This window comes from Marinobacter koreensis, assembly GCF_023156285.1.
Classification (GTDB): Bacteria; Pseudomonadota; Gammaproteobacteria; order Pseudomonadales; family Oleiphilaceae; genus Marinobacter; species Marinobacter koreensis.
In genome coordinates this window covers 917956-937276 of sequence record NZ_JAKZAJ010000001.1, presented here as the reverse complement: position 1 = coordinate 937276, position 19321 = coordinate 917956, and the positions used below count along the sequence as shown (strand labels likewise).

At 58.5% G+C, this 19321-nt stretch carries 16 protein-coding genes; 5 read left to right on the top strand and 11 right to left on the bottom strand.

Annotation, left to right across the window (positions count from 1 at the left end; genetic code table 11):
* Positions 1-34 precede the first annotated feature (34 nt).
* Together MLD04_RS04495 and MLD04_RS04490 are read left to right on the top strand one after the other, a co-directional pair.
* Positions 35-682 (top strand): DNA-J related domain-containing protein, encoded by a 648-nt coding sequence (locus MLD04_RS04495; RefSeq protein WP_248155135.1) that lies wholly within the window; start codon positions 35-37, stop codon positions 680-682.
* Between the two features lie 26 nt (positions 683-708).
* Positions 709-1725 (top strand): polysaccharide deacetylase family protein, encoded by a 1017-nt coding sequence (locus MLD04_RS04490; RefSeq protein ID WP_248155133.1) that lies wholly within the window; start codon positions 709-711, stop codon positions 1723-1725.
* 7 nt (positions 1726-1732) lie between these two features.
* Here MLD04_RS04490 and MLD04_RS04485 read toward each other — a convergent pair whose 3' ends face one another.
* The 10 genes from MLD04_RS04485 to MLD04_RS04440 all read right to left on the bottom strand — a co-directional run bounded on the left by MLD04_RS04485 (position 1733) and on the right by MLD04_RS04440 (position 13412).
* Positions 1733-2788: a MalM family protein gene (locus MLD04_RS04485; RefSeq protein WP_248155131.1), complete on the bottom strand. Its 1056-nt coding sequence runs from the start codon at positions 2786-2788 to the stop codon at positions 1733-1735.
* 32 nt (positions 2789-2820) lie between these two features.
* On the bottom strand, positions 2821-4446 hold the full coding sequence (locus tag MLD04_RS04480) for an OmpP1/FadL family transporter (protein WP_248155129.1): 1626 nt from the start codon (positions 4444-4446) through the stop codon (positions 2821-2823).
* Between the two features lie 38 nt (positions 4447-4484).
* Positions 4485-5495, bottom strand: a complete 1011-nt coding sequence (locus MLD04_RS04475) for a transporter (protein ID WP_248155127.1) — start codon at positions 5493-5495, stop codon at positions 4485-4487.
* A 61-nt stretch (positions 5496-5556) separates the two neighbouring features.
* Positions 5557-6357 carry a C39 family peptidase gene (locus MLD04_RS04470; protein WP_248155124.1) on the bottom strand — a complete coding sequence of 267 codons (801 nt, stop codon included), beginning with the start codon at positions 6355-6357 and terminating at the stop codon, positions 5557-5559.
* A gap of 230 nt (positions 6358-6587) precedes the next feature.
* Positions 6588-8060 carry an SLC13 family permease gene (locus MLD04_RS04465; RefSeq protein ID WP_248155122.1) on the bottom strand — a complete coding sequence of 491 codons (1473 nt, stop codon included), beginning with the start codon at positions 8058-8060 and terminating at the stop codon, positions 6588-6590.
* Between the two features lie 33 nt (positions 8061-8093).
* Positions 8094-8714, bottom strand: a complete 621-nt coding sequence (locus MLD04_RS04460; RefSeq protein WP_248155121.1) for a DUF2238 domain-containing protein — start codon at positions 8712-8714, stop codon at positions 8094-8096.
* A gap of 3 nt (positions 8715-8717) precedes the next feature.
* Positions 8718-9935 carry an efflux RND transporter periplasmic adaptor subunit gene (locus MLD04_RS04455; RefSeq protein WP_248155119.1) on the bottom strand — a complete coding sequence of 406 codons (1218 nt, stop codon included), beginning with the start codon at positions 9933-9935 and terminating at the stop codon, positions 8718-8720.
* Between the two features lie 42 nt (positions 9936-9977).
* A complete protein-coding gene (locus tag MLD04_RS04450) occupies positions 9978-12353 on the bottom strand; it encodes an ABC transporter permease (protein WP_248155117.1) in 2376 nt (791 codons plus the stop codon).
* A gap of 4 nt (positions 12354-12357) precedes the next feature.
* Positions 12358-13068: an ABC transporter ATP-binding protein gene (locus tag MLD04_RS04445; protein WP_248155115.1), complete on the bottom strand. Its 711-nt coding sequence runs from the start codon at positions 13066-13068 to the stop codon at positions 12358-12360.
* Positions 13069-13091: 23 nt separating this feature from the next.
* Positions 13092-13412, bottom strand: a complete 321-nt coding sequence (locus MLD04_RS04440) for a TraR/DksA family transcriptional regulator (protein WP_248155113.1) — start codon at positions 13410-13412, stop codon at positions 13092-13094.
* 193 nt (positions 13413-13605) lie between these two features.
* Between MLD04_RS04440 and MLD04_RS04435 the strand changes: the two genes are divergently transcribed.
* Complete coding sequence (locus tag MLD04_RS04435) at positions 13606-15330, top strand: diguanylate cyclase domain-containing protein (protein ID WP_248155111.1); 1725 nt, start codon at positions 13606-13608, stop codon at positions 15328-15330.
* A gap of 113 nt (positions 15331-15443) precedes the next feature.
* Here the strand turns inward: MLD04_RS04435 and MLD04_RS04430 are convergent, their stop codons facing one another.
* Positions 15444-16568 (bottom strand): esterase/lipase family protein, encoded by a 1125-nt coding sequence (locus MLD04_RS04430; protein ID WP_248155109.1) that lies wholly within the window; start codon positions 16566-16568, stop codon positions 15444-15446.
* A 256-nt stretch (positions 16569-16824) separates the two neighbouring features.
* Here MLD04_RS04430 and MLD04_RS04425 point away from each other — a divergent pair, with 256 nt between their 5' ends.
* Together MLD04_RS04425 and MLD04_RS04420 are read left to right on the top strand one after the other, a co-directional pair.
* Complete coding sequence (locus MLD04_RS04425; RefSeq protein WP_248155107.1) at positions 16825-17865, top strand: hypothetical protein; 1041 nt, start codon at positions 16825-16827, stop codon at positions 17863-17865.
* 186 nt (positions 17866-18051) lie between these two features.
* A complete protein-coding gene (locus MLD04_RS04420) occupies positions 18052-19302 on the top strand; it encodes an ABC transporter substrate-binding protein (RefSeq protein ID WP_248155105.1) in 1251 nt (416 codons plus the stop codon).
* The last annotated feature ends 19 nt before the right edge of the window (positions 19303-19321 follow it).

The following is a 19321-nucleotide window of genomic DNA, read 5'->3' as shown; positions in this document are numbered from 1 at the left end:
GGGCAGTCTCCCCTACCATACCCTCATGACCGACATGCCTTTAAAAGAGACGATCAGGTCGGCCGAGGCAGAAAGCGCCCTCGACCGGCAGATCGAACACCTGCTGGTCGCCGTTGAACATGAGCTGAGAAGCGCATCAGACGGGATGGACGAGCTGAACCTGATCAAAACGCTGCAGCGGCCGCCCTGGCAGCTACTGGGACAGGTAAATTTTCACGAGCCGGAAATGCTGTATCCGGTGCATTTCGTGCTGTTTCACGTCCTCTACCGCCTGCGGGATCGCCTGACCGAGTCCGGCGAACGCCTCGACATTTCGCCCCTGCGCATAAAGCTGTCCCGGGAAGCGGTGGTCGGTGGAACCGGTGTCCCCGGCCAACATGACGAGTTGAGAAACTTCTACCTGGACCTGACCCACTATCAGTTGTCCGAGGACTCGATCCGTCAGATGATGGACGATTTCTGGTCCGGCCGACCAGCAGCCCGCCCCGCCCACGAGGACATCCGGAAAGCGGCTCGTGCCCTGGGATTCGACGTGGTTCCTTCCGAGTTCGCAGAAGTAAAGCGCCGGTTTCGCCGTGCGGTCATGCAGGCACACCCGGATCGCGGGGGGACGACCGAAACGGTCCAGAATCTGAACCAGGCTTTCTCAGTCCTGAAACACCATTTCCAGGCTTCAACCTGATCACTCCTCAAACCGGACACGCAAACATGCTGAAACACTGCCTTCTCATGTCCCTGTTGGCCGCCGCCAGCCTCAATGCCAGAGCCGACCTTGTCGTGCTGCAGTATCACCACGTCGACGACAGCACCCCGCCATCCACCAGCACCTCGGTATCGCTGTTCCGGGCACAGATGGACATGGTCGAGACGATGGGGCTTCCCGTCGTGCCGCTGAAAGAAGGTACCGTTAAAGCGCTTGAGGGGGATGACCGCAAAGAGGTAGCCATCACCTTTGACGATGCCTATGACTCGGTTTATGAGACGGCAGCACCGCTGCTGGAGGATCACGGTTTTCCCTACACCGTTTTCGTCAACACCGATGCGGTCGGGCGTACCGGTTATATGACCTGGGAGCAGCTCCGCACCTTATCCGGTCGACCCGGCGTGACCATCGCCAACCACAGCGCCGACCATGGGCACCTGGTGCAACGGCCGGACGAGAATGCCGAAGACTGGAACCGGCGCGTGGATCAGAGTCTCGACCGTGCAAGCGAGGCCCTTCAGAACCGCCTCGAAAGTGATCCGACACTATTTGCCTATCCCTATGGGGAATTCGACGTCCAGCTCCAGAAAAAGCTGAGAGGTCGGCAATGGTACGGGTATGGCCAACAATCCGGACCGATTGGTCCCGGGTCCGATTCGACCCGAATGCCCCGGTTTCCGATGGCCAATGCCTACGGACAATTGGGAAGCCTCAAAAGCAAACTGAAAAGTCTGGCCTTTCCGACAGAGGCGAATGCGTTGCCGGATAGTGTGATCCGCTCCAACCCACCCGCACTGGACCTGACACTCAGCGATGCCTGGTCACCGAAGCGGCTGACCTGCTTTGCCTCCGGAATGGGGCGTATCGAGATCAGTATTGAGGGGCAAAACCGGGTGAATGTGGAGGCGCCACGCCCCTTCGATAGCCGGCGGTTCCGCTACAACTGTACTTATCCTGCCGGCAATGGCCATTTCTTCTGGCTGTCTCAGCCATGGCTGGATCTGAGCAGACCGGAAGACTGAGTCCCGGTCAGTCCTCCGATGCCATCTCAAGGCCGATTTCACCGGTCTTGAGATGCGGAATCGCCTTGGGCCCATACCGGGTCTCCGTGACCGTCTGATTATCCAGGTCCCGGTTACGGGTGAAAATGACCATCCAGCGTTCGCCCTTTGCCGGGAACACCGGCAACCAGGCCTCCAGATGGGCCAGGGAATGCCAGTTTTCCGGCACGAATGTGGCTGCAATATCCGTTACCACCCGCAGTGGCTGGAAATCCGCATTCAGGAAAACCAGTGACGGCACAAACACACCTTCATTGGCGTACGACCTCAAATGGAGCACAAAGTCCGGGTGTTGTCGTGGCCAGGGCAACTCGATCACCGCATAGGGGCTGTCGCCCGTCGAAAATCCATGGGTTGACGACTCCGCATCGAGGTCCACTTCGAACTCCCGCCCCGATATCCAGGGTTGGCGATCACCGGTTTTGAGAGACTGGCAGCAAGCCCTGGCGAAGGTGTTAAAGAAGGTTCCGGCTTCGTCGGCGCCGAGTATGGCCAGAGCATTGGGATCGTAACCTTCCACCGGCTGTTCAGGCAGTCCGCCCTCCCCGGGCTCGTGCGTTGTCGCCGGCGTCAGCGTAATCGGGGGCGGAATCCGGCCCTTCTGCTGATCGGTCCGTGTGTCAGGCGTGTAATAGCTGACACGAATATTCCCCTCGGCGTCTTTCCAGGTGAAATACGGCTTTGGCTCACCTTTGCGGATATAGCCCTTTTTCGCCAATTCGTTGGCATCGGGGTAGTTTTCCAGGGTGTATTCATCCTCTTCCTGAAGACCGGTGGGCACCTCTGGCGATCCATCGCCAGCGTCGGCGCTGGCATTGCCCTTGCCGGCGCTGGTGGTGACTTTTCGAGTTTTATCCCCCTCGCCTTTGGGAATGGGTGAGTAGCGGACCTGGCCCTGTTCATCAACCCAGGTGAAATAGCCCTCCTTTTCACTGACCGGGGACCCGCCGATCTGACAGCCAGCCGAGAGTAGCGTAACCAGAGTCAGTAGACACAGGCGTTGGTCAAGGCGCCATTGGGACATTGCTTACCACCAGGTCGTCGGGACAGGGATCATCAGAATTTGGTGCGGAAGCTCAAGCCCGCCGAGACCACCCTCAACGACGTCTTGATATCCAGCCCCGCATAGGGATTGTAGATGATGTTGGTAATATTATCGCAGTTCACGTTACAGCTGCCGTTCGCCGGTATTGTCTCGATCGACTGGAGATAGCTCAGGTTCATGTCGATCTGGGTATCCTTGTCCCAGCGATACCCCATCCCGATGCTGTAGAGGTTAGCCCCGCCGAACGGTGCCATGACCTGCCGCTGGTCGTCGGGAATCACCGAATCCCGGATCTCCACACCGGCCCGAAGGTCCAGACGGGAGGAGGCATGGAACTCCGCCCCAAAGGCCCAGTTCCACTGGCTCTTGAAGCCCAGCGGCAACCTCAGTGTATTGGGTGTGGCATTGTCCGGCGACAGAATCCTTGCCGCATTGAGAAACTCGAGGTTTCGATCGAATCGGAACAGGAACGCATCCCACTGGGCATAGTCCGTCCAGCCAATGTCGGCGTTCAGGGTTAGTTTGGGATGGACATCCACGCTGATCCCGGTCTGGAAGTGCTGGGGATACACCAGATCCATACTGACATTACCCGCTTCCCTCGGCGCGCCGGAGGGCAGGCTCAGGATCGCCGATGTGATCGCCCCCAGAACCGAACTGTTCACGCTCTGCCAGAAACCGGACCAGTCATCGGTATACTGGATCTCGAACGTGCCTTTCATATTCATATCGGCTTCCGAGGAGTAGTTTGCCCCCCAGGTAAACCAGTCAGTCGGCTCCCACATCACCCCCAGGTGATAAGTGGGAGACAGGCTATCCTCCACCTTGATATTGAGCGCGCCGATATCGTCCCAGGGGCCGACATTACCGCCACAGAGTGCAAGCCACGGCTGAAGCGGTTCGTCCCCGCTTTCGCAGTTGAACGCATCCTGAAGGATCTCTGCCACCCCCAGCAACATGTTCGGAGCACGCATGTACTGATCCGCCGCAATACCCTGGTGCGACAGATGGATCCCGGCCCCGACCGACCAGGCATCATTGATTTTATAGCCCACGGTTGGCGACAGGTAGGTAATCCGCTGCAACGCCGCTGCCTGGGGCTGATAACGGCCAGGATCGTCTTTTTCGCGGTAAAACCCGGCTGCCATGGGCAGGTAGAAGGCATTGGCAAAGGTCAGTTTGGACCCCGGTGGATTGATGCTGATGCCAGCCGATGGGGCAACCGCAGGCCCCGGCGGCATTCTCAAGATGCCGTAGCCCGGCACGAACAGGGCCACATTGTTGGTGTGGCTGTGGCTGTTCGCCACGGGATCCTTCTGCTTGCCGGTTTTCGGATCAATCTCGAGACCATCGATGCCGAAGATCTCGTAACCCTCCGGCGCATAAAAATCCGCATCGCTGTCGAGGTAAACGCTCAACAGGTTTACTTCCAGCTGGCGACCATCCAGCTTGGTCAGGCCAGCCGGATTGTAGTGGACCGCCATTATACCCGGTGGATCCGCCGTTACCGCGTTGCCCAGGGCCAGGGCCTTGGGATGGATCGTCAGGTTCTGGGTGAACTGGGCATGTGCACCGCATGAGAGCGTCGATGCGATCAGGGCTGCGAGTATGTGCTGGTTGCGCTTGGTGTGTCCCATGAAAGTCTTCCCTTGCCGAAATTCGCCGACCTCTGCAATCACTCTTTCAGGCCAGAGAAGTTAATGGGCAGGGAGACCCCCACAGAAAAGTCCGGCGCGTCTTGCGTCAGACCGATACCGAGACTGGTATTCACAATGGTGGTCTCACTGACACGCGTACCCAGGGACATGCTCAGAAAGCCGGTCATCTGATCCTGAGCCACGGCCTGCTCTCCATTGGAGAAGGTCAGGACAGTCTGGTCGCTGTAGCTCAGCTGGGCGGAGATACTCAGGGAAACATCGTAGGAGAGTGAATACGCAAAGCCGGCGGATCCGGAAAGACCGAATCCGGGTTCCACTTCCACCAGAAGTCGAGCCCCACGGACCTGATTGAGGTCCTTGGCTGGCAGATTATAGGTCGCGCTGACCGAACCAAACACGACCACGGGGTCCAGGACCTTGGAGAGACTGGCGCCGCCACCCAGCGAATAATAACCGCTGCCGGTGGAAAGCTGTTCCTTGATATCGATCTCGTAGGGGCTGACACCGGTCTTGGTGGTCAGCGTGCCGAAGAAGGTCGTGGACATCTTGCCCGGCACGTAGGCGAACGGCTGCCAACGACCGGTGAAGGACACATCCCCGACGTCGTAAACGCTCAGCTCATCTTCGGTATCGTATTTCACGACCAGAGGGATCCGGGTGCCAATGGTGACGTTATCGAGCAACCCGTAATCGTAGGAAAACGAGTTGGTGAAGTTGTGCGTTGCCGAAGGCACCACATCGAGGTTACGGACTGAGCCATTGGTGATGGCCAGGTCCAGTCTCTGATCTCCGGTATAGGAGTAGTCAAAGGAGTAGTTCAGCGCATGGGTTCCCTTCTTCTGGAGGGAATAGTTTTTTTCCGCCGCCTGAAACACCTCTTCCAGCTGCTTGGAGGAATCTTCGTCCCCTTCCTGTTTGGCAAGCGCTTCCCGCGCTTTGTCCACGTTCCCATCCTGTGCCAGAACCATGTCTGGAAACAGAGCTGCCGTGGAAACAAGGATAAAACCTCGCACGAACCAACGATTCATCCTGACTCCCTAATCTTGTATTTGTAGTGTTCCTGTCCCGGGAAACATGCTCCCGGATGCACTAGTTGCGACGGTAGTAGAGTTGTTTACGGGTGTTTTCAACACTGCCGTCCGGGTTGTTCTTCTGTCGCTCCAGCAAATTCTGGATACGTCTTTCGGTGGCGTCATGGAATTCCGGAATCCGGTCCAGTGCCAGCAGGGTCATTGTCTGGTCGTCTACAAAACGCAGGTCTTCCTCTTTCAGCTCCAGGTTGTCGAGCGGCTTGTCGCTACCGGGAAAAACAATGAAGAGCACGTTGCCATCCCATTTGTTTTCGAATTGCGGGAGCGTAAACGAGATGTTTCCTACGGAGGGATCGGCGATGAAGGCCCGTCCATCCCGAATCGTCCGAAGCACCACGAAGTGTTTGAATCCGGCATGATGAATCGGAACGATGGCCGGGTGGTCCAGGTCTTTGAGATCGTCGATGGTTGCCCGAAAACCGCCGGAGGGATACCCAAGGGCCGTAACCAGGCGTTTCATGTCAAGCATTGAGAATGCCCGGCGCTGCACGATTCGGTCGCTCTCGCCATAATGCAGCAGCCCTTCCATCACCTGTCGCTCCGACAGGGTTCGACCGAGGTAGTAGTTCAGTATGATGGTCAGTGCGGCGCTGCCGCAGCTGTAGTCATAGGCCTGGTGAACGATGTTCCGGTACTTCTGCTCTACCAGAGGCTCCACCCGGATATCATTCCTGAGCTTGACCGGGCTGGAATCCACGTCCTGTTCGATCACAATCTCGTTTTTATCGAACGGCTCAACCTTGGTCGCTTCCTGCACCATGGCGAATGTTAGGATAGATCCGGCGAGCACCAGCAGCATGTCAGACGAAGTCCCTGTTTCTTTTGACCACGATCGAAATCGGGTTACATGTTGTTACGGTAAGATACCGAAATCCCGGTACCCTTAAAGATAACTGTGCCTCAAATCTGCCCCTGCAGAAGAGGCCGCCGGCGGGCGTTTTGAGAACTGGTTCATGCCGTCAGGAAGGGACCCCGGACACACCATGAGGCTGCCGGAATCATAGCAGGAAGCTGACCTCCGTTTCACCGTCAGCCAAGGAAGATCAGCCCAACCAGTACGTAACTGGCCGCCGTAACCACCACGATCCCCATCAGGTTAAGGGCAAAGCCTGCGTGAATCATGTCGCGGATAGCCATATCACCACTGGAAAACACGATGGCGTTGGGTGGCGTCGCCACCGGCATCATGAAGGCGCAGCTGGCCGCAATGCCTGCCGGGACCGTGAGTAATACCGGCGGCAATCCCTGGGCCTCGGCCAGAGCGCCGAGCAGCGGCAGAAAGGCGGCGGCTGTCGCCGTATTGCTGGTCACTTCGGTCAGAAAGATGATCACGGTAATGACCAGCGCCATCAGAACCAGTGTCGGCAGAACGCCGGCCGTCCCCAACGCACCGGCGATCCAGGCCGCCAGCCCCGAACTGCTGATCACCCCGGCCATCGCGAGGCCTCCGCCGAACAGGAGGAGAACTCCCCAGGGCAATCCCCTGGCGGTTTCCCAGTCCATCAGGAATTGACCTTCGCGCACATTAACCGGGATCAGGAACATCAGGATAGCTGCGCCAACGGCTATTCCCGTATCGTTCAGCCAGGGCAACAGTGATTCCGACAGCAGGGGCCGAAGAATCCAGGCAGCAGCCGTTGTGACAAACACAACGGCCACCCATCTCTCGCCCTTTCCCATTGGCCCGAGAGACGCCAGTTCCTTCAGGATGAGGTCACGACTGTCACCACTGTTGGATATCCCGTAATCCCGGCGGGTGAGCCACCACCAGGCAAGAAACAGCATAATGGCAGACACCGGCACGCCCACCAGCATCCACTGGGCAAAGCCGATGGACAGTCCAGCGGTTTCGTTCAGGTAGGCTGCCAGCAGGGCATTCGGCGGCGTACCAATCAGGGTGGCAATGCCTCCGATGCTCGCGGAATAGGCGATCGCCAGGAGCAGCGAGGTTGCGTAACGACGGACCCCGTCTGCACCGGTCGAGCTTGCGGATTCCAGCATGCCGATGACGGAGGCCCCGATAGGTAGCATCATGATCGCCGTGGCGGTGTTGCTCACCCACATGCTCAGGAAGGCGGTCGCGAGCATGAACCCGGCAATCTGGCGGCGCGGATTGCTCCCTACTGCCTTCAGTGTCAGCAGAGCAATACGTCGATGAAGATTCCAGCGCTGCATCGCAAGGCCCAGCGTAAAGCCGCCGAGGAACAGAAAGATAATAGGATGGGCAAAAGGCTGGGTCGCATCGGCAACAGACCCCAGGCCCAGCGCCGGTACCAGTACAATAGGCAGCATCGCCGTCGCCGGAATCGGTATGGCTTCCGTACTCCACCAGGTTGCCATCATCAGCATCAGTCCCAGTGCCGCCCAGGCATTGTCATTGAGAGTGCCGGGCGCCGGCAGCGCCAGCACCATGATCAGGAATCCAACGCCGAGGACCAGGCCGACCAGCCGACTGATGGCCAGGCCTTGTGGGGCCGTCGGTCCTGTGTCGGAGTCAGTCATGGCCCCTCCCTTCTGAAAAAGCTCGGGAAACCCTCACGCTGCTGCCCTCACCTTTGCCAACTGACGATCATGAAGCTTTCGCATCAACAGAACGGCAAGCACCGCGCCCAGCAGCGCCCAGCCCATATCCGATTGCGTGTCCCAGATGTAGCCCTGGGTACCCAGGAAGGAATCCGCGGCTTCCTCACTGACGAGCGCCACCCACCACTCAATGAGCTCATAGAACGCACTTAACGCAAGACAGAAGCACACCACAAAGAAAGCCGTCCACCGGGGGCGGGCAAAAACACCCATGCGTATTACCACCTCCCGGGCGATCATCGCGGGGATAAAGCCCTGGGCAAAATGCCCCAGCTTGTCATAGTTGTTGCGCTGCCAACCAAACCAGTCTCCAAGATGATCGAACAGGGGCACCTCGGCATAGGTGTAGTGGCCACCAATCATCAGAATGATGGAATGCACAAGCACGAGCCAATAGACCAGTGGTGTCAGCGGGAAACGCCGGTAGCTCCAGGTAATGATGATGAACCCGATGGCGGCCGGGAGAACTTCGAGGACCCACGTCATCCGGTCTTTCGGCTCAATGCCGGACCAGATGAACGCCGTCAGGAAAAGAACTGTCCAGGCTGCAATCGATGCCCGTTTCTGACTCATGAGTTACCGCACCCTTATGCTTGTACCATCCTCAAGCTGCCGGTCGGGATGGCGAACCACCTGATCGCCCGCCGAGAGCCCCTCCAGGATCTGTGTATCCAGGCCGTTGCTGCGTCCGGTTCGGACCGGGGTCCGAACGACCGTATCCCCCCGGGCAATGAAGACGTGAGACTGGCCCTCGTAATCGAAAACCGCCGATGAGGGCACAGTGAGAACGTCATCACCAGACCAGAGTATAAAACTGGCGTCCACACGGTAACCGTCGCCCAGGGACTGCCAGTCCTCGAACGGGCTAAGGATATCGGCCACCACCTGTACCCGCTGCTCTTCGACCCCCAATGCCGAAATGTCCTCAAAGCCCACCGGTTCAACACGGCGTACGACGCCCTTAAGGGTGACGCCGCCCCAACCGTCGAAACGCACTGGCATGCCCGGTTTGAGCTTGACCGCATCGAAACTCAGAACATCCACGACCACCTCCAGTGCGGCGGGGTCTCCCACCTCAAGAATCGGATCGCCGGCCTGGATCACCCCTTCACTTTCTCTTGCCACGGAGAGGACCGCTCCGTTGACCGGCGAATGCACCGTGACGCGGTCACCACTGTCGTTTCCGTTCATCCTTGCCGCAGAAACATCAAGCCGGGTTCTCGCCGCAGCCAGTTCGTGTGCCATAACCTCTTCTTCAAATCGGGCCGAACGCAACATGGCCTCGGCATGGTCGGTTCGGGCACGGGCCTGATCAAGCTGCTCACCAGAGACAAAACCGGTCGTTCCCTTTTCGGTGAGTGACTGCAGGCGGGCAAACTCCTGGCGCGCAATCCGCGCTTCCGCCTCTGCCGCCGACACCTGCTGACGGGCCGATTTCAGAGCCGAGGCGGCCGACTCCACCTTGGCTTGTGCCTCGGCACGGCTTCTTGCATCCAGGACGGCGGTCGGCATCGGATCGATCTCGGCGACGACGTCGCCCGTCTTGATGGTATCGCCCACCTCCAGTGTCACGCGCCGGAGATAACCGGATACGGGAGTGGAAATGACGTAACGATCCCTCACCCGGGTCTTGCCCTCCTCCGTCACCGTCACCTCCAGCGGTCCTTTCCGGGCGACGGCAAGATCCACCCAGACCGGATCAGGCCGGAGGGTCAGAAACAGCGCCCCTGCCGCCAACACGCCACAGACGATCCAAAATAGCCACTTACCCACTGCGTGCCTGACTTTATCCATTACTCGCCCTATACATCCCGCTACTCCACATTCTGCACATCCCTATTCCCGGGTTTTGAGCACCGCAATCAAGTCCAGATTCCGTAACCGCCACCAGGCCACCAGACCCGATACCAGGGCGGACACAACCACCACGGTCGCTGACATTCCCAGAGTCTGTCCGGTGATCGTCAGAGGAACCCGATACAGCTCGGTTTCGAGCGCTCCAACGATCAGCTGGGCAAGCCCCTGGCCAATCAGCCATCCCAATGGAATGCCCACGGCCACGATGATCGCCATCTCTCCAAGGAGGATATGGGAAACTTCGTTGTGGGTATAACCCAGCACCCGTAAACTCGCTAGCTCGCGCCCCTTTTCCGCCAGTGAAATCCGGATCGTGTTATACATGACACCAAACGCGATCACCCCACCCAGAAGGCTATTGAAAAAGGTAAACGTCAGGAAGGTTTTTGCGAGCGTGTCATAAAAGCTGTCCAGCATCGCCTGACGAATACTGATCCCAAGTACTCCCGGCGCCTCCCGGAGTTCCCGATAGACGCTGCCTCTGGCGTCCGGAGCCAGGTTGAGCAAGGCCTGATTGATGACCGGACCATCCCCGGTGACACGGTTGAGGACACCAAGGCGGGCATAAGCCCCAACGCCCACCAACTCCGAGCTGATTCCAGCCACCGGCATCGAGATTGACTTCCGCTTGCCCTCAAGAAACTGGACCCGAACCTTGTCTCCAACGTTCACACCGAGGCGCCGGGCCAAAAAATCGGTTAACAACAGCCCTTCGGCTGGCAAAGGAACCGCCCGCATATTCTGGTCCACCACAAATTGCAGACGGGCATCTTCGGGCATACCCGTGACCGACCCCCGCCATTGTCGATGTTCATGGATCAACCGGGCGGAAACAACCCGGCGCCCTTCTGCGTAGCGGACACCCGGCTGCTGCTGGAGGGTGTAGAGTGAGGAAGCGTTGCACGGCTCGATAAACGACGCCGTCACATCCTGCTGCTGCACCCTCGCGAATTGCTGGTGAACCATCAACGAGACCGAGTCAAACTGGAAGTTACCCACCAGAACGATGCCCGTGGCCATGGCCACCCCCATAACCGACAACACGGTTCGACCGGGCCGCCGGAGCAGCTGCCGGATAATCATTCGTGACGGTTGGCTGAACCGGATTGGCGCCAGAATACGCTCGATCCAGCCGGTCCTGTACCGGGTCGGTCCTTCGGGCTGCATGGCCTCGGCCGGCGGCAATGCAGCAGCCTTATGAATGGCCTGCCACCCACCGAGCCAGGCGACACCAAGCGTTCCCACCGCGAGCACGATCAACCAGCGGGGATCCATGCGAAACAGCAGGCCGGGGAACCGGTAGTAATCCATGTACATTTCGCCCAGGGCCCGACCGGTCCAGACACCGAGCAGCAGGCCCAGGAACAGACCAATCACAGCAATGGTGAGTACCAGTTTGCTGTAATGCCAGCCAACCTGGCCATTGGAATAGCCGAAGGCTTTCAGGATGGCGATGATATCCCGCTGGGTGTTGATCAGCCGGTTGATGACGACGTTCAGGAGAAACATCGCCACTGTCATGAAGATCGCCGGAAACACCGTGGCCATGGTTTTCAGCTGACTCAGCTCATCGTTCAGAAAGCGATGTGAAAACTGATCGGAACGGGCAAAGGCTCCGGTCACCCCGTAACGGTCGAGCAACCGGTCAAGCGCTTCAATCACTGAATTCTCAGAGGCCCCCCGGTTTATCGTCACGACCAGGCTATTGAAGGCCCCTTTCATATCCATGGCCGCCTCCAGGGATTCCCGACTCATCCATAACACACCGTAGCGTTCGTAGTCGGGCAGCATGCCGCCGGGTGGGATGGTATAGATGAATTCCGGTGATTCCACGACGGCGGTGACCGTGAGAACCTGCCGGCGACCGTGAATAATGGCCCCAAACCGGTCTCCCGGCTGAAGATCGTGAGCATCGGCAAAACTGCCTATGATCGCCACTTCCCGGTTTCGCCCGGGCCTGGGCAGCTGACCCTGGCGTACGTACAACTGATTGACTGCCGGCTGCCCCCGAGGCGGAAGCGAGACCACGCGAGCCGAGACCGGCTCCGGAAAATCGGGCATTTCAAGCTTTGCTGCACCCTCGACCCGTGCGCTGATCCGGTCGATGCCCGGAATCGCTTCAACTTTCTCCACCACGGAACGAGGTGCCCGTTTCAGGTTGGCAAAGACATCGGCGAACCGGTATTGCTGGTAATAATCCGCCCGCGTAACCATCAGCGAGGAGTAGTTTGCAAGGGACATCACGCATACCCCTACCCCCCCAGCGATAACCAGGGCAATGGCCAACACCTGCCCCCGCATCTGCCAGAGTTCACGGCGAATTTTGGTATTCAGCGAGGCGGTTGACCGGATCATGACATCACCACGCCAGTGTCCCCGGGTCCTGACGCTGCTCGTTGCGGGTCTCACCGCTGATACGCCCGTCCGACACGGTGATGACGCGATCAGCCATCGCTGCAATGGCCGCGTTGTGGGTAATGATCACGGTAGTGGTGCCGGTTTCCCGATTGGCCTTGTCGAGGGCCTCCAGCACCAGCACGCCGGTTGCCGAGTCGAGCGCACCGGTGGGCTCATCGCACAGTAAAACCCGGGGCCGCTTGGCGATGGCGCGGGCGATGGCAACCCGCTGCTGCTCGCCACCGGACAGCTGGGCGGGAAAGTGATCCATGCGGGGTTCGAGCCCAACCATGGACAGCGCCGCTTCCGGCGTCATCGGATCCACTGCAATCTCGGTGACCGCTGCCACGTTTTCACGGGCGGTCAGGCTGGGAATCAGATTGTAGAACTGGAACACAAAACCAACATGCTCGCGGCGGAAAGCCGTGAGCTCCGCTTCGCTGGCATGACTCAGTTCGGTGTCGAGATAGAAAACATCCCCGGAGGTCGGGACATCCAGCCCCCCAAGTATGTTCAGCAGAGTCGATTTACCAGACCCGGAGGCCCCCAGCATGACCACCAGCTCGCCCGGGAAAAGCTCCAGATCCACACCCCGGAGGGCGTGAACCTCAACGTCTCCCTGGTGGTATACCTTGGTCAGCCCACGAGTCCGGAAAACCGGCCTGGTTTCCATCCCCGATCGTTCCGGATTTGCGGTCAATCTTCGGCACAATCCACGCAAACGGTTGTATAAGGCAGCACCTGGAGTCGACGCGGGTCAATCTCGGCACCGCAGGACTCACACTGATCACCGAGCCCGGCGTCCATGCGCGCCAGGGCATGTTCGATCTGTGCAAGTTCCGAACGGGTTTCCGATTCCAGCGAATCCACCACTTCGTCGTTCTGGGTTTGCGCGGCCTGTTCCTCAAAATCCTTGTCCAGAGCCCCGGCCTCGCGATGCTGATGGGCCTCGTAGCGAGACAGACGAGCTTTGAGGTCTGCCCTCAGGGTTTCCAGTTCCGATTTCCGACTGCTCATGTCGATCACAACTCCTTTCGAATGCCCATGGGAAATGATGATTACCCTAAAGCATAAGGTGATTTGTGGATTGATGCTTGTCAAAATCGCCCACAGCCTCTTTGGGCACAATCATAGACGGGTAGTTGCAGGTTGCTTGTCAAATGGCACCACTCCCCGGTCAATAACAATTCCAGAGCCGAAAGGAACCGTTATGGGGCACTCGCTCCCGCTGTCGAAAATCATGCACACCGGTCTGCTGCTGCAGTGCCGGCCGGAAACTACGGTTGCCGAGGCCGCGGCCCGCATGAGCGAACACAATGTCAGCTCGATTCTGGTTTCCGATGGCGGGAACATCGTCGGTATCTGGACAGAACACGATGCGCTGGCGGTGGATTTTTCCGAACCGGAACGGTTGGAACAGCCCGTGAGCAACGTGATGAGTTCACCGGTCCTCACCCTGCCCCACGATATGGAGATCGGTGAAGCGGCCATGGCCTTCCGGGAGAGCGGGAAACGGCATTTTCTTGTCGTGGACCAGAGCGAACACCCGATCGGCATTGTGTCCCAGACGGACATGGCCCTGAACCAGGGGCTCGAACCCTATCTTCGCCTTCGGGAGGTCCGTGCCGCCATTCCCCACCCGCCCATTGTGGTAAGAGGCGAGTTGCCGCTCTCTGAGGTCGCCCGACTCATGCACCGGCACCATGCCGACGCAGTGGTGGTCGATTGTGGCCCTGAAGGACTGGGGATTCTGACCGAGCGGGACATTGTGCGACTCATCGGTCGCCACACCAGCAACACCCACGCAAACCTGTTGGCGACTCGTCCGCTGCTGACCGTGAATGAAAACGATCCGCTCATTCAGGCGCGGGATATTCTGCTTGAACACCGGATACGTCACCTGGCCGTGGTCAACGACGATGATGAAGTCACCGGATTGATCGGCTACAACGACATGCTGTCCGGTGCGGAGCAACTGTATCTGAACGATCTCCGCCAGGCCCTGGAGCAGCGGGATGAGGCGCTGGCCCGATCCCGGCGCACGCTGCAGCTGGCCGAGCGGGTCATCGAGTCTTCCTTCGAAGGCATCATGATTACCGACAGCAATGTAAAGATCGAGTTCGTCAATCCGGCGTTCACCTATCTCACCGGCTACCCCCCGGAAGAAGCCATAGGCAAAGGCCCCGATCTCCTGTCGTCGGGTCGGCATGACAGCGAGTTCTACCAGCGCATGTGGCAATCACTGAAGACCCAGGGCTACTGGCGAGGGGAGATCTGGAACCGCCGCAAGACCGGGGAACTGTACCTGGAGCTGCTGACCATCACGGCCATCACCGACGATGAGGGTAACACCACCCACTACGCGGGCCTGTTCACCGACATTACCCAGAACCGGAAAAACGAGGAACAGATCCGCCAGCTGGCCTACTACGATGCTCTGACCGGCGTTCCAAACCGGCGCCTGCTGGAAGACCGCCTGGAGCACGCGATCCGACACGCCCATCGCAAGAACTGCCGGCTCGCCGTGCTGTTCCTGGATCTTGATCATTTCAAGCGCATCAATGACACACACGGCCACGCCGTCGGTGACGAACTGTTGGTGCAATTCACCCAGCGGGTCACCCGGTGCCTGCGGGAAGACGACACTCTGGCCCGTCTGGGGGGCGACGAGTTCATCGTGCTTCTACCGGAGGTGGACACTGTTGAGGACGTCCGATTAGTGGCTGAACGGCTGATCTCGCTGAACGAACAGCCCTATCAGATTGAAGATGCGTCCGTGCGCGTGGGCTCCAGTATCGGAGTCAGTCTCTATCCGGAGGATGGAAGCACTGCGGAGGAGCTGCTTCAGGGAGCCGATGCCGCCATGTATCGATCCAAACGGGAGGGACGCAACCTGTACCGGGTATTCAATCCCGGTACAACGGAGTCCGCCTGAACCGGCCCGCCCCTCAGGCCATTTCAACCGACACCTGGAACTGCCCCGTCAGACGCTGCATTGCTGTTATCAAAAGCCCGGAGACAAACGCCCCCGGGCTTTGGCCCCGGGGATCAGTCGCCCCGATCGGCGATATAATCGGTAATCGCCGCGTAGAATTCCATTTCATCAAAGGTGTCCGGACCAACACCCACCACATCCAGGTGATCCTGATTGATCACATAGTTTGAGGACGTCATCTGAGTCCTGTTCGGGTGGTTAATGTCGCTGACATAGCCCAGCTCCGGACGCTCCCAGACATAGTCGAGGCATCCCCAGCACTCATAGTACTGCATACGGTAGCCCTGCTGCTGACTGTTGATGCCCACAAGACCGTCGTCATCCCGCTCGTAAGGGTTACCATCTCCCTGTCCGGCAGCACCGTCGTTGTTGCAATCGTCAACGCAGTAACCGTCACCATCAATGTTGTAGATGAATTCGGATGCGAGCCACAACGCAGGGTTCAGCGAACTGCCACTCTGAGCCGTCATCAGGGATACGGAGTTGGCCACATAGCTGGTGCTGGACGGATACTTCTGGTTGAACGCCTTCATGCCAGTGATCACACCGTCATTCGGATCGTAATCGTTGTAAACCAGCTGCTTGGCACCAGCGATCGCATCGTTACCACTCCCGTAGACAACACTGCCGTAGTAGTTGGCCAGGGTCTCGGTAATCGAGTTGGCATAATGATCGAGAATGTATTTCGCCACCGGGGAGCCACGATGCGGCGCGGACACACTGACGTGGGTCTGGACTACACGGTAACCTTTCCGCTCTCTGAGCAGCCGGGCTGCCTTGCGTGCATCAATCCCGCCCTGGGAGTGGGAAATGATATTCACATGACTGGCACCGGATGTGGCCATGTAACTCTCGATGTTGTTCGCCAGCTGATAGCCGCGAACTTCCGAACTCTGGAACGGTGTGACGGAAGAGACATAGCTGCGCTGGCCATCGTTGATATCGCCATTGCAGTTGACTTCAAGAAACTTGTCGCAGGGGTCCAGGACAAACGTTCCGTAGTCGTCACCCCAGTAGTCGTAACCGAGGATATCGTCGAAACCAGCCATGCCGTGAGCAAACACCACCGGATACTTCGTTCGGTTGGCGTCGCGGGCCATGGCAGGCATCGCGGAGGCAAGTCCGGCCAACAGCATTACAGCCGCGCTTACCCGGATCAGGGTACTTTCGTTTTTCATTGTTGAAGCCTCTTGTTTTTGTTGTGTGCAGATCCGCGGTACTGCATGCCCGGATCGAGGCCGATCGGGGCAACCGGGTCGCCTGATAAACAGGCCCCTCTTTTCTACCGAATATTCCTCTTGGTGTGTGTGCGAGGAGTCACAGACGACGCAATAACCGGACAGTTACTCATTTTTTGCAGTGGCGCACGGCTGGAGGTTGAGTAGCCTGATAGCTTTGTCCCGGACCCAATAACAACAACGTCAGGTGACCAGAATGAAACCCAGAGCTCTCGCGATTGCCGTCCTTGTCCCGGTGTTGGCCGGATTTGCCGTCTATCAATGGGGAAACGTATCGCAGCCAGCACCCCCTGCCACTCCGACGGACAAGCAACCTTCGGCCGCCCCCACGCAAGATTCCGTGCAGGCTGCCCCGGGGCCTGCGACAGAAATCAGTCAGGCCACAGAGGAAAACGAGCTGGATAAGTTCCGTGATCGACTGCTGAACCGCTATGCCGGTCGACTGGACCAGCCAAAATCACAGGTGCGTTTGCTGGAAGAATTGATGCGCTATCTTTCGGAAATGGATCCGGAACACTGGAAGGAGAGTCTTGCCGCACTGCTGAAGGGCTGGTTTCCGGATCGGGGGGATCAATTGTTGCAAAGAGCTCAGGCCATGATCGCCTACCAGGACTTTATGGAACAGGAGCGTTACACCCTGAGCAGCATGGGGCCGGATGAACGTCGGGACTTCGTCTGGGCCCAGCGCCGGGCACTTTTTGGCGACGACGCCGACATTATCTGGCAGGAAGAACTCCGCAATCATGCGTTGAGCCAATCACTTGCCGGAATCGACAAGCGCACCGGCTCCCCCACCCAGAAGGCAGCGGACTACACGCGCGCCATTCGCGAAACCTACGGTGAACAGGCAAGCGCCATGCTGGAGAACCGGCGACAGGAGCTGACCGACCGCTTCATAACGCTGAGCTCTGTACAGGACTCTCTCCAGGATCTCGATCCGGACCAACGCTACGGTACGTTACGGGAAATTCGCCAGACGATGGGCATGGAAGAGGCTGCCCTGGACCGCTGGAGTGAACTCGATCGAACCCGGGACGAGCGCTGGAAGGCTGGACAGGCCTATCAGGCGCAACGCCAGGCCATTCAGGAGCGTTACCAACCGGGCGCAGAACGGGACAAGGCGCTGGACAAACTGAGCCGGGACTTTTTCGGAGAGGACATGGGCGCCGTCATTCGTGACGAAGAGGCAGCCGGATATTTCCGGTTCCAGCAGCCTCGCGTTTACGGCCAGAATTAGGGTCAGACTGTTTCTGACAACCGAACCTTGACGCCTATCAAATACCTACAAACTGTTACGCAAAGTTCCACCTTAGTCCCATTGTTGTGGCTATGATCCCCGGAGACACTTGAGAGTCCAAAAAACAACCAATCAAAAACCTGCAGCCGCCCTTTCGGGCGGCACTGCATCCGGAGGCCAACATCCATGAGTCCAAGGAAAGCACTGCTTTGTGCGTGTCTGTTATTGCTGGGCAGCGCAGCAGCGACCGCCGAGCCCCTGAAAATCGGTCTGAACTACCCTCAGACCGGTCGCTACAAGGATCAGGGACTGCAACAGCGCCTTGGCGCCTTCCTCGCGGTCGATGAAATCAACAAGACTGGTGGCGTTATGGGACGGCCATTGGAACTGGTGATCAGGAACACCCGCGGAGAACCCGCCGAAGGCGCCGAAAATACCGCTGAGCTGATCGACAAGGAAGGCGTAAAGATGGTGTTTGGTGGTGTCTCCAGCTCCGTCGCCATTGCTTCGGGGAAAGCCGCCCGGGACCGTGACACCCTGTATTTCGGTACACTGACCTACTCCAACGCCACCACAGGCGAAGAGGGCCAGAAGTACATGTTTCGCGAGCCCTACAACGCCTGGATGACGGCAAAAGTCCTGAGTCAGTATCTCAAGACCAATCACGCCGACGAAAAGTATTTCTACATCACAGCGGATTACACCTGGGGCTGGTCCGTTGAAAAGTCCGTGCGGAAGTTCTCCGGCACCGAAGACACCGATGCAAATCCGGGCGTAAAGACGCCGTTCCCGAGAGCGCTGATCAGCGATTTCAGGGATGCACTCGAGAAAGCCGAAGCCAGCGACGCCAAGGTACTGATGCTGGTGCTGTTCGGCGACGACATGGTCCGGGCTCTGAACGTTGCCTACGAGATGGGCCTGACCAAGAAAATGCAGGTGGTGGTGCCCAACCTGACACTGGGCATGGCGCGGCAGGTTGGCCCCAAGATGATGTCCGGCATTGTCGGCGCGGCACCCTGGGTTTGGAACCTGCCCTACGAAAAGGGCTACCAGCGCGGCAAGGACTTCGTCGAAGCCTTCTCCAAACGCTATGAAATGCGGCCGTCCTCATCCGCCGCCTCGGCCTACAGCATCATCTATCAGTACAAGGATGCCGTTGAGCGTGCCGGCACCACCAAAACCAGTGCCATCATCCGCGAGCTCGAGGGCCACCACTACACCTTCCTCAAGGACGAACAATACTGGCGAGCGTTCGATCACCAGAACGTTCAGACGGTGTACGTGGTCCGGATCAAGGATCGGAACACGGTTGTTTCGGATGAATACAGTTCCGATTACTTTGACATCATCGACTCAATGCCCGGCGACGAAGCCGCCCAGACCCGGGAAGAGTGGAACCAGCGTCGCAAGGACGCGGGCAAGCCAACCCATCTCTGAGCGGGCACGGGCCATAAAC